Consider the following 11,412-nt stretch of genomic DNA (forward strand, 5'->3'; position numbering starts at 1 on the left):
CTACTGCGCTGCGAGAAGGCAATAAACGGGAATAGACGTAGACGCGAAGCTCAGCGCTTGATCAACGTGGCCACGGAGACGTGCGGCCAGACCACCCCGTCGAACACCAGCAGCACCGTCTGCGTGTATTGCAGTTGCAGGAACTTGCGGCCGTCCGCGCGCTGCAGCGTCTCGATCCAGAAGATCGAATTCATCTCGGTGGCATTCGCGTTCTTCACGATGAACGGAATGTTGACGAGCCCGCCCGAGTCCTTCGTGCTGACCGGCAGGTTGACGGTCTTGACGACATTGATCCCTTCCTCTGCTTGCCGCGAAAGCGCGTCGACAAGCGCTTTGTTGGGATTCGTCATGTCGAAACCGGCCGGGAAGTTGCCGTGAAGGTACGGATCGGTATAGCCCAGCGGAAACGGCGGCGTTCCCGGCAGCGGCGTGGGCAGCGGGTTGACCGGGTCGATGATCGGCGCGCGCAACTCGCTGGAGGCCACGCCCTGCGCCAGCAGCGTATCGCCGTGCGGAATCGTGGACTGGCGCACGATGGTGGACGGCGCATCCGGATCGCTGGTGGCCGGTACGTTCAGCCAGAGGCCCGGCTCGATGTGAATGCCTTCGCCGGTTGCGGCATCGCTGACCTGCTGCAAATAGGTAAGGCCGTAGATGTCGATGTCGCCTTGCTCCGAGCCGCGATTGGGCACCGGGCCGCCGATCGGCGTGAACGTCAACGTCTCGAACGTGGCGTTGACGATCAGGCGGAAGATGCGATTGTTCTGACGGTCGGGCACGGCGATCATGTTGTAGCCCTTGCCGGCCCACGTGCCGGCAAGATCGTCCAGCGGACCGAGTTCTTCCAGAGACTGCTCGACCGGCGCGGATGCGCGTCCGAATAACAGGTTGTCCATTAATATCCCCGAGGGCGTGATGATGTTGCTGGGTTGACTACTGGTTGACTGCTTGGACTACTCGTTGAAACGTGAATGCGATTTGCCCCGGCTCGCCGAAGGTGCTCGGCGAGCCGGGGCGCAAAGATCCGGATTCGGGTCCGGGCCCGAGCAGATCAGAGGGCGTCGAGACCGAACTTGCGCAGCACGAGGTCGGCCGTCTGCAGCGCCCCTTCAACCCAGCCTTGCGCATCCGAGTAAGCCTCGCCGCAAATGAAGAGTGGCTTGCCGCTCATCGGCTGGGTGATCTTCTGTTTGACCTCCCAGCTCTTCACGCCGATGTTCCAGCTGTTCCAGCCGCCGCCGTAGGGATCGTCGCCCCAGTCACGGAACGCAGCGTTTTTCACCTCGGGCGTATACGACAAGCCGTGCATCGTCGCCAGTTGGCGCGTCACTTCCGCGACCATCCGCCGAGGTGCCTGGTACTCGAACCAGGGCATCTCCTTGCTCTTGCTGCTGCCGCTGTCCGCGCCGACAAACGGGTCGGCCAGCGCGGCCACTTCGTGGTGCTCCGGCTTAGACTGCCGGCGCTGCGGACGCAAGCCGTCCCAGAAGCCGATGTTGTTGCCGTCGTCGTAGCTCGCGAGCAGCATCGACGGGCCGCCGGTCGAGGGCAGACCGTCCGACTTGGGCCAGTAGTAGACCTGCCGCACCGGCAGGTCCGTCACCGACCGGCCCGCCTCCAGCGGACGGTAGGTCACTTTGCCCTGGTCATCGGTCTGGTTGCCGCCCGCGGCGCGCCACCACGGCGTGGCGTAGGTCGTGAAGAGCTTGAACAAGGGCCGCGGCGTCACGCTCGACGTGAGCCCCTGAATGTCCTCGAGCATCGGGCTGCTTTGCGCCAGCAGGTCGAGCGAGCGCCTCGGCATGGCCAAGATCACTTGCTTCGCCCGCACCCGCTTGCCCTTCACCTCGAACTCGAACGCACCGTCCACCCATTCGAGCGCCGATACCGACGCGCCGAGCCGGATTTCGCCGCCCGCCTTCTCGAAGAAGGCAGCGACCGTTTTCGGCACTTCCTGGAAGCCCTTCGTGAACCCGCGGTACTGCGGATCGACGCCGAAGTCGGACAGGAACCAGGGAATCGCGTCGGCCGCGTTCCAGTTGGTCAGCGTCGTGTTGTAGCCGCCGGCATCGACGCCGAGCTGATAGGCCTCGCCGTCGATCACGCGCAGCAGCACGTTCCAGAAGCCTTGCTTGTAGAGCGGCACGCCGCCGAAGCTCGCCTGCTGGGCCATCTCTCGGCGCTGGTCCTCGGTCAGCCCTTCGGCCGTGATGCCCGGCACGATCTGCTCGATCGCATTGACGATGATGGCGCCGGCGTTCTGGCCGCGGTCGAGGAACGACAACTGATACGGGACCTTGAACGGCTCCTTCGTAAAGTCGGACAGCCGCAGGTGGACGCCGCGCAGATACGCAAGGTTCACCGGCTCGTCGACCGGGAACGGGTAGGTCTCGATTTGCTGGTCCTTGGGCAGTTCGAGGTTGAGCTTCGCGATCAGATTCGTGACGAGCGGCTGCACCGCCTCCAGGATGCGCATGCCGCCGAGTTCCGCCACCATGTCCGGATTGTCGGGCGGCGTGACCGAGAGTAGCCGTCCGCCGATGCGCTCGCTGCCTTCGAAGACGACGATCTTGCGCCGTGAATCGGCCTGCTGCAGACGCCAAGCGCTGTAGACGCCGGACACACCTGCCCCCACGACAGCAATGTCGAGATGTTCGTCAGCCATGGTCTCCTAACTCCTTGTTATCGGATGCTGGTTGGTGATGCTGCGATGCTGGGTCCGGAAGCACGCGCCCGCTGCGACGGCCCGTGCCGGGCGCGGCATGGCGAATGGAATGGATTCCCCGGAATTGCTCCCCTTAATTGGCGCGCCGGGCGTCAATGGGCAGCGCCGCAATCAAGCTCGTTTACGGATGCAAATAGATCTTATTGCGTTTTTATTTCTGATTTGTGGCCGAATTGCGCCCATTACAGCCTTGCGATCCCAACTACGTAACTGGAAACTTTGACAGGTAATCGCGCAGGCCTGCCTGTACGTATATCGCCACCTCTTGCGCGAAACCTTGAAACCGAGCCCACCCTACAAAGGCGCCAATTGCCGCTTCTCATCGTCGAACCGGACTGCGAATTGGCTCGAAATGTCCTAATATCCAACTCGGAAGCCGCTAAATTCGCGTAGCACCTACCTAAAACCGCGGGGGGGCGTGGGTGTGACTAGCGTGCAGGGGGGAGGGTCGCACTTTTCCGGCCTCGCGGCCGCGAAAGTCGCCGGAACGATTCTGGTCGTCGAAGATAATCCAACGACACGAAAGATGTTCCGCGTGACGCTGGCAAGCGCGGGATATGAAGTCGTCGAAGCCGGCGATGCCCAAACCGCGCTCGAAATTGCGTCCCGCCGGCACCCTGACCTGATCGTTCAGGACCTCGCGCTTCCAGACATGAACGGTCTGGACTTGCTGCACGCATTTCGCAAGCAGCCTGGCGGGGCATCGATACCTATCTTCTGCGTGTCGGGGTTCCTCTCCAAGCTCAACGAGGCACACGCCGAAGACGAAGGGTTCACGGTCGTCCTCGTCAAGCCCGTCGATCCAGCCCACCTCATCCAGCTCGTGAGAGAGCACCTGGCGCCGGCATCGGAATACGCCGAAAAAGCCGCCAGTATCAGCGGCCGACGCATTCTTCTGGTCGACGACGACCCGCTTCAGCTCAAACTCACTCATGTGTGGCTAGCGAATTCGGGATTCGACGTCCTAACCGCAACCGACGGCGCATCGGCGCTGGAAGAGGCGCGCCGGCATCGACCGGACGCCATCGTCAGCGACGTGCTCATGCCCGGCACCGACGGGTTCGCGTTGTGCCTCGCCCTACGCCGCGCCGATGAAACCGAACGCATCCCCGTGATACTCACGTCGTCTTCGTATATCGAAGAATCGGACCGCGCGCTTGCTGCACGTGTCGGTGCGAACAGGCTTGTTACGAAGACGGACGGGCTAGACGCGCTGGTGCAGGCAATCGGTGCCGCATTGAGCGCACCGCCCCCTTCCGCTCCGGCCGACTCCATCGAGACTATCAACGACGAGCACGCCAAGCGCACGCTCTGGCAACTCGAGCGTCAAGTCCGGCAGAACGCACACCTCGCACATCGCTCGAATCTACAGGCCGCGCGGCTCGCGGTGCTCGCCAGCGTCTCGGAGGCGCTGGCGAGCAACCGTTCGCTCGACGGTGTGCTCGGCGAGGTTCTCGCATCGTGCCTGGACATGGCGGGAATATCGAAGGGCGTCCTTTATCTCACGGAAAACGATGGCCGCCTCGCGTTCAAGCATCAAACGGGATTCTCCGAAACCGAGATGCAAAACGCGCACCGCGTATTCGATTGCGAAAGCGTCATTCGGGACATTGCGAGCCGGGGAAGCGTGATTGTGGTCCCGTCCGCCGCCGTTGCCGCCGACCGCGCACAGACACTCATCTCGGGCATGCAGTCGAGTTCATTGCTGGTCGTACCGGTCTTGTGGGCGGACACGATTTACGGCGCCGTCATCCTCGGCACCCGGCCCGCGGACGACATTTCCCACGAAGACGCCCTCGCCTTCGCCCGCGTTCTAGGCGCCCAGATCGGCCAAGCGCTCGGCCTTTCGCATGCGTTCGCGAACTTGGCTTCCAGCGAGGAGGCGCTGCGGATCTCGCGAGAAGAGCTGCGGCGCTTGTCCGCTCACAATCAGAAATTGCGGGAAGACGAAAAGGCGCACATCGCGCGCGAACTGCATGACGACCTCGGCCAGCAGCTGACGGCGCTAAAGATGGCCGTCGCGCTCATCGAAGACAAAAGCGACGACGCCGCGAAGCCCTCGATATCTCGGGACGATCTGGACGGCATGTACGTGTCGATCGATCGATTGGTGGACTCGGTGCGACGAATCGCGGGAGATCTGCGGCCCGTCATGCTCGACGATCTGGGCCTCGTTGAAGCACTCGAGTGGATGGCGAACGAATTCTCGTCGCGCTATCGGATCCGCGTGATCAGTCACATCGACGTGGACACCATCGCCTTCAGTCGGCAAAGCCGGATCGAAGTCTATCGAATGGTGCAGGAGGCGCTGACGAACGTCGCGCGCCACTCCGGCGCGACCGAAGTGGTGCTCGACCTGCTGCGCGAGGATCCCCATTGCATCGTTCGCATCGTCGACAACGGTCGCGGCGTCGAGCAGAACGCACGCTCGGATCGGCATTCGTTCGGTCTGCTCGGGATCAGCGAGCGCGCGGTGCTCCTTGGCGGCGAAATCGACATCCGCACGGCCCCCGGCTCTGGTTTCGCGCTGACCGCCATCTTGCCGCTTACAACGGTCGAAGCCAAAGCGGAGCAAGGATCATGAGCCGCGACGACGCCGGCGACCATTTTCTGATTTGCCGCAGCGATACGCAGCTGTACGCCATCCCGCTCGCGCAGGTGATCGAGACCATGCGGCCCTTGCCGATCAAGCGAGTCGCCGATACGCCGGCATTCGTGCTCGGCATCTCGATCATCCGGGGGAAAGGCGTTCCGGTTCTCGATACGAGCTTATTGGTCGATTCCTCGGCCGGCACCCGGCCTACACGCTACGTCACGATCAAGATCGAAGCGCGCACGGCATGTCTCGCGGTGGACGAGGTGATCGGCATACGACAGGTTTCTCCCACGCTACGAGCCGATGTCCCACCCTTGCTGCACCCATCGAATTCGGAAATCGTGGCCGCGATCGGGACGCTCGATGCGGAGCTCTTGGTCGTTCTACAGAGCGCCCACTTGATTTCAGACGAACTCTGGCACGCTATCAACCACTCCGCGGAGACGGCAGCACATGACGATCCCGCCTGATGCACAGGACATCGCGCATTTCCGTGCACTGATTTCAATCCATCTTGGATTGCAAATCGACGATGGGTATCAGGATGCGCTCGCGCAGCTGCTACGCACCCGCGGCGCCCTATGCGGCAGCGTGACACGGTACTTCGACCATTTCGCCGACGAGGCCTGGCTGCAATCCGAATTGCCTCTATTGGCTCGCGAACTCACGGTCACCGAAACCTATTTTTTTCGCAACACCGATCAATTCGCGGCCTTCTCGGAGCTCGTCCTGCCGCGCGTGCTCGCTGCAGGAAGCCACGCGTGCCGCATCCTATCCGCCGGCTGCGCCTCGGGCGAGGAACCGTATTCCTTGGCGATAGCGGCCAGCGAATGCTTTCCCGATGCAGAGGATCTCGTCGAAATCACGGCGCTCGACATCAATCCGATCGCGCTCAGCAAGGCGGCGCAAGGCAGGTACTCGAACTGGTCGCTGCGCGACACGCCGAAAGCGATCAAGGACAAATGGTTCGCCACCGACGGCAGCGATTACGTGCTCGAAGCCGGCGCACGCCGGGCTGTTCGCTTCGCGGTCGGCAATCTGGCGCGCGAGAACCTGACGTTTTGGCAGCCCGGCCGCTTCGACGTGGTGTTTTGCCGCAACGTCCTCATGTATTTTTGCCCCGAGCAAGCGCGCGCGGCCATCGACAGAATCACGCGCGTGCTCGTGCCCGGCGGCTACCTCTTTCTCGGTCATGCCGAGACGTTGCGGGGCCTGTCCAATGACTACGACCTGTGCCACACGCACGGCACCTTCTACTATCGCCGAAAAGCCGAACCCGAACGCTACACAGTGACGCTCTGGGATGAGCGACCGGACGCCCAGCGTCTGAGCGCTTCGGCGATTTCCAACGACGCGAGTTGGGTCGACGTCATTCAACGCTCTTCGGAACGCATTTCCACGCTGACGAGCGCGTTCGACGCGCCGGGTGCCCCCACCCATACAGAAGCGGCAAAAGCGGAAAAACCGGTGCCGCTCGATCTCACCTCGGCGCTCGAATGCGTGCGCGGCGAGCGCTACGGAGACGCGCTGCGGCACATCGCGGATCTACCGACGGAGCATGCAAACGACGCCGACGTGTTGCTGCTCAAAGCCGTCTCGCTGAGTCACAGCGGCGCGCTCGATCAAGCGGAGGCCGTCTGTCGCGAATTGCTGGCACGCGACGGCCTCAATACCGGCGCGCAGTACGTCCTCGCGGTGTGCCGGGAAGCGGCGGGCGACGTACGCGGGGCCCTCGAGCACGACCAGGCCGCTTGTTATCTGGACCCCACCTTCGCCATGCCGCGCCTGCACCTGGGCTTGCTCGCGCGGCGCCAGGGCGACAGCGTTGCAGCAGTGCGCGAACTGTCGCACGCCGCCCATCTGCTGCAACGGGAGGACCCGTCACGCGTGCTGCTCTTCGGCGGCGGATTCAAGCGCGAGGCGCTGGTCGCCATGTGCCGCGCGCATTGCGATGCCATGGGGGTTCAGGCATGACCCACGCGAAACCGGGCACGCACAGCACGGCGCTAGTCATGCGCGAAGACTTCGACCAGTCCTTCGCCCGGCTGCTCGCAGAAGATCCGCCGTCCGAAAGCCTGCTCGCCATCCGCGTCGGCGGGGATCCCTACGCCATCCGCATTGCCGACATACAGGGCTTGCATGTCGATCGCCATGTCGTCGCGCTGCCTTCCGCGCGCCGAGAATTCTTGGGCGTCGTCGGCTTTCGAGGGCAGATCGCTCCCGTGTACGACCTTGCGGCGATGCTGGGTTACACGCGTGCCCGGCCCGTGATGCCGCGCTGGATGGTGTCGCTGCGCCACCGCGAGCCCATCGCTTTCGCCTTCGATGCATTCGACCACCTGTTCACGCTCGCAGCCCAACAGACGCCATCCGTCGCCGGCTCCGCAGGTGTGGATGTGGACGTGGAGGCACATGCCGAACGAGCGGGACCACCCGATCGCCCTCATCTACGCGACGTCGCGCGGGATGGCGCCGCGATACGCCCGATCATTCAGTTGCAGTCCACGCTGTCCGTCATTCAAGGATTTTGCGGTTCATCCTTCAACGAAAGGAGCGAAGAACAATGAAGAAGAATTGGACATTCGCGCAAAAGCTCGCGGCCGGCTACGCCGTTCTAGTCGTCCTTGCCGCGGCCATTTCCGCCGTCGCGATCTACGCGCTGCTAGGCACCATCGCGAGCAAGGATCACGTGATCAACATCAATGCAAGGATTCTGATCGAAGTCGAACAACTCAATACCGCCTCGGAGGAACGCGTGTCGGCGCTGCGAGGTTATATGTTGACGCAAGACGATCGCTTCGCGACGAAACTGAACGCCTCGCGCGAAGCATTCACGAGCATTCTCACGCACCTGAAGGAGATCGCCGATACCGACGAGTCGCGCCGCCAGATCGACGCGATCGAGCGCGCATCCGCCGAGTATCATCAGGACACGGACGCGCTGGCCGTGCAGGTACGCAATCACGTAAAGAACGACGAAATTCTGCGCGAGTTCGATGAGAAGATCCTGCCGTCAAGGCAACAGCTGGACGAGCAATTGCGCGGCTTGGTCACGCTCGAGGAGCGCAACTTGACCGACGCCGATCGCCTGGCGGCGAACACCGCATCCAATGCCGTCCATCTCGTCCTCACACTCGCAGGCGCAGCGCTGGTCTTCGCGATTGCGGTGGCCTATCTGTTGACCCGTACGCTAAGCCGGCAGATCGGGGCGGCCGTCGGCCATGTCCAAAGCTCGTCGGCGGAACTGCAGGCTGCCGCCACGCAGCAGGCATCCGGCGCCAAGGAACAGGCCACGGCCATGACCGAGATCACGACCACGATCAGCGAACTCGTCGCGACCTCGCGGCAAATCGCCGAGAGTGCGCAACGCGTCGCCCAAGTCGCGGAGCAAACCGCGTCAGCGGTGCGAACCGGCGACGCCAAAGTGGAAACCGGCCAGGAATCGATGGTCGTCATGCGCAAGCAGGTCGACGTCGTCGTCGGGCACATGCTCGATCTCGGGCGCAAATCGCAAGAGATCGGCGCCGTGCTCGATATCGTGGCCGAACTCGCTGAACAAACCAATATCCTCTCGATCAACGCCACCATCGAAGCGACGGGCGCGGGCGAAAGCGGCAAGCGCTTCGCGGTCGTGGCGGACGAGATCCGCAAATTGGCGGACCGCGTCGCCAATTCCACCAAGGAGATCCGCGCTCAAATCGACGATATCCGCGGCGCGGTCAACACGACCGTGATGGCGACCGAGAGCAGCGCCAAGGCGGTGGACGCCGGCGCACGCCAGTTCACGGACGTCACCGTCGCCTTGAAGCGGATCTTCGAACTCGTCGGCACGACCACCGATGCCGCGCGCGAGATCGAGTTGTCGACCAAGCAGCAGGTGACGGCCGCCGAGCAGGTGCGGATCGCCGTGACGGATGTCTCGCAAGCCTCGAAGGAAACCGAGACGAGTACGAGCCAAACGCTGCAAACGGCTTCGCAGCTCGCCGGATTGTCGGCCGAATTGAGGCGCCTGATTCTGTCGCAGGCGAACTAGATGGCCAAGGATCCGTACCGCTATTTCAGAGTCGAGGCGCGCGAACTGCTCGACCAAATTTGCGCCGGTGTCCTGGAACTGGAAAAAGGCCGGCACGACGCCGAACTCGTCGCGCGCCTGCTAAGGCTCGCCCATACCCTCAAGGGCGCGGCGCATGTCGTCAAGCTCGGTGAAATCGCCGAACTCACGCACATGCTCGAGGAAGAGCTTACGCCGTACCGAAGCGACGGCGAAGCGCCCGAGCGGGACAAGATCGACGGCATGCTGACCCGGCTCGATGCGATCGAGGGGCATCTGAGCCTGCTGCCTTCGTCCGAGGCGACCATCTCAGTCGCCCCGGTCAAGTCAGCCAGTGCGGCCGATGTGGCAAATGCGGCTAATGCGCCTAATGCGGACGCTTCGATCACCCCCGCAAAGAACGAGACACCCGAACTTCCAACCCGCGCACCACGCGCGGACGTGGCGATGGTCGATGCCTTGCTCGAAGGCTTGAACGAGTTGAGCAGCGAGTTGGCCAGCATGCGGCGGGTCATGGCGAAGGTCGGCCGCGAGTGGATGCTTCCGGCCGGCATCGAGCGCAACCTCACGTCCGGCGTCGAACGGATGGGACGCGAGTTGCATCAGTTGCGCGACACCGCCGATCGGCTGCGCTTGACGCCGGTTTCCAACGTGTTCACCACGCTGGAGCGGGTGGCCCGCGATGCCGCGCATAGCGTCGGCAAACAAGTTCAGTTCGTGGCCGGCGGCGGCGAGGTCAGGCTCGACGGCCAGGTCCTCGACATCGTTCAAGACGCCTTGGTTCAACTCGTACGCAATGCGGTCGCGCACGGAATAGAAACGGCCGCCGAGCGGCTGACCGCCGGCAAGCCGGCGGCCGGACGCATCACGTTACAGATGGAACAGCAAGGCTGCTATGTCTTGTTCCGCTGCGTCGACGACGGCGCCGGGGTCGACCTGGACGCGGTCGAGCGCGCCGCTCGTAGCAAGAACATGGCGGCCGCCACGCACGCCGGCTTCGACACCGGCGAATGGCTGTCCGTGCTGCTCAAAGGCGGTATTTCCACGACGCGCACCGTTACGACACTCGCCGGCCGCGGCGTAGGACTCGACGTGGTGCGCGAAGCCATGCAGCGCCTGAACGGCAGGATCAGCGGACGGACTACACGGGGCGAAGGCACCACGATCGAGCTGCGCGTGCCTGTATCGCTGGCCTCGATCGAAGTGCTGATCGTCGAAATCTCCAACCAGACTGTCGCGATTCCGCTCGACGCCGTCCGTCGCGTGCGACGCATCGGCCCCGCGGAGATCGTCCGGGCCCCCGACGGCGACGGCATTCTCGATGACGGCGTGTTGATTAGCCTGATCTCGCCGACGCTCGGAAGAACGGCTGCCCTGGCCGCGACCACCGCGACGGCCCGCTATGCGAGCGAGCGTGCCGAAGCGCGCGCCAAGACCGCCGCCGTCTTGTCCTGTGGCGGCGTGACGGCTGCCGTGAAGGTAGATCGCTTGTACGGAACGGAAAGCATCTTGCTGCGGCCGCTGCCCGCGCTGGCCGCAGCCGACGCCATAGTCGCCGGGACCTTCCTCGACAGGGACGGCGTGCCGCGCGCCGTGCTGGCGCCCGAAGCGCTGATCGCGGCGCCGCCCGCGCGCCCCTCGCACGACCATCCCGCCGCGGACGTACCGCGGCCGATTCTGATCATCGACGATTCGCTGACGACCCGAATGCTGGAGACCAGCATTCTCGAATCGGCCGGTTTCACCGTGGAATCGGCGGCATCCGCCGAGGAAGGGCTGGAGAAGGCGAGATTCAAGGATTACGCCCTGTTTCTGGTCGACATCGAAATGCCCGGCATGAACGGCTTCGAGTTCGTCGAATTGAGCCGCGGCGACGCCACCCTGCGCGAAGTGCCCTGCATCCTCGTCAGTTCGCGTGATTCGGCGGAAGACAAGCGGCGTGCCGAGATCGCCGGCGCGGCCGCGTACATCGTCAAGAGCCAATTTGATCAGACAGAATTTCTGCAATGCGTCGACGGGCTAACGGACCGATGAGGACAA

Annotated in this window: 7 protein-coding genes and 2 pseudogenes; 7 read left to right on the top strand and 2 right to left on the bottom strand. The window is 63.5% G+C overall.

The genetic code is table 11. The features are described from left to right. Positions 1 to 50: 50 nt before the first annotated feature. Positions 51 to 896: a heme-binding protein gene (locus DWV00_RS15895; protein ID WP_115534538.1), complete on the bottom strand. Its 846-nt coding sequence runs from the start codon at positions 894 to 896 to the stop codon at positions 51 to 53. A gap of 155 nt (positions 897 to 1,051) precedes the next feature. After that, positions 1,052 to 2,665: a flavin monoamine oxidase family protein gene (locus DWV00_RS15900; RefSeq protein ID WP_115534539.1), complete on the bottom strand. Its 1,614-nt coding sequence runs from the start codon at positions 2,663 to 2,665 to the stop codon at positions 1,052 to 1,054. 493 nt (positions 2,666 to 3,158) lie between these two features. Here DWV00_RS15900 and DWV00_RS34975 point away from each other — a divergent pair. The 7 genes and pseudogenes from DWV00_RS34975 to DWV00_RS15930 all read left to right on the top strand — a co-directional run. Continuing rightward, positions 3,159 to 4,553, top strand: a pseudogene (locus tag DWV00_RS34975) (response regulator); the annotation flags it as partial. Positions 4,554 to 4,601: 48 nt separating this feature from the next. After that, positions 4,602 to 5,309, top strand: a pseudogene (locus tag DWV00_RS34980) (sensor histidine kinase); the annotation flags it as partial. Beyond that, positions 5,306 to 5,791, top strand: a complete 486-nt coding sequence (locus DWV00_RS15910) for a chemotaxis protein CheW (RefSeq protein WP_115534541.1) — start codon at positions 5,306 to 5,308, stop codon at positions 5,789 to 5,791. The pseudogene DWV00_RS34980 and the gene DWV00_RS15910, both read left to right, overlap by 4 nt. Continuing rightward, positions 5,775 to 7,295: a CheR family methyltransferase gene (locus tag DWV00_RS15915; protein WP_115534542.1), complete on the top strand. Its 1,521-nt coding sequence runs from the start codon at positions 5,775 to 5,777 to the stop codon at positions 7,293 to 7,295. The genes DWV00_RS15910 and DWV00_RS15915 overlap by 17 nt, the downstream gene beginning before the upstream one ends. 38 nt (positions 7,296 to 7,333) lie before the next feature. Further along, positions 7,334 to 7,888 (top strand): chemotaxis protein CheW, encoded by a 555-nt coding sequence (locus tag DWV00_RS34070; RefSeq protein ID WP_181885477.1) that lies wholly within the window; start codon positions 7,334 to 7,336, stop codon positions 7,886 to 7,888. Beyond that, positions 7,885 to 9,354: a HAMP domain-containing methyl-accepting chemotaxis protein gene (locus DWV00_RS15925; protein ID WP_115534543.1), complete on the top strand. Its 1,470-nt coding sequence runs from the start codon at positions 7,885 to 7,887 to the stop codon at positions 9,352 to 9,354. The genes DWV00_RS34070 and DWV00_RS15925 overlap by 4 nt, the downstream gene beginning before the upstream one ends. Further along, positions 9,355 to 11,406, top strand: a complete 2,052-nt coding sequence (locus DWV00_RS15930; protein ID WP_115534544.1) for a response regulator — start codon at positions 9,355 to 9,357, stop codon at positions 11,404 to 11,406. It abuts the gene before it with no gap. Positions 11,407 to 11,412 lie beyond the last annotated feature (6 nt).

This window comes from Trinickia dinghuensis (assembly GCF_003367175.1).
Taxonomy (GTDB): Bacteria; Pseudomonadota; Gammaproteobacteria; order Burkholderiales; family Burkholderiaceae; genus Trinickia; species Trinickia dinghuensis.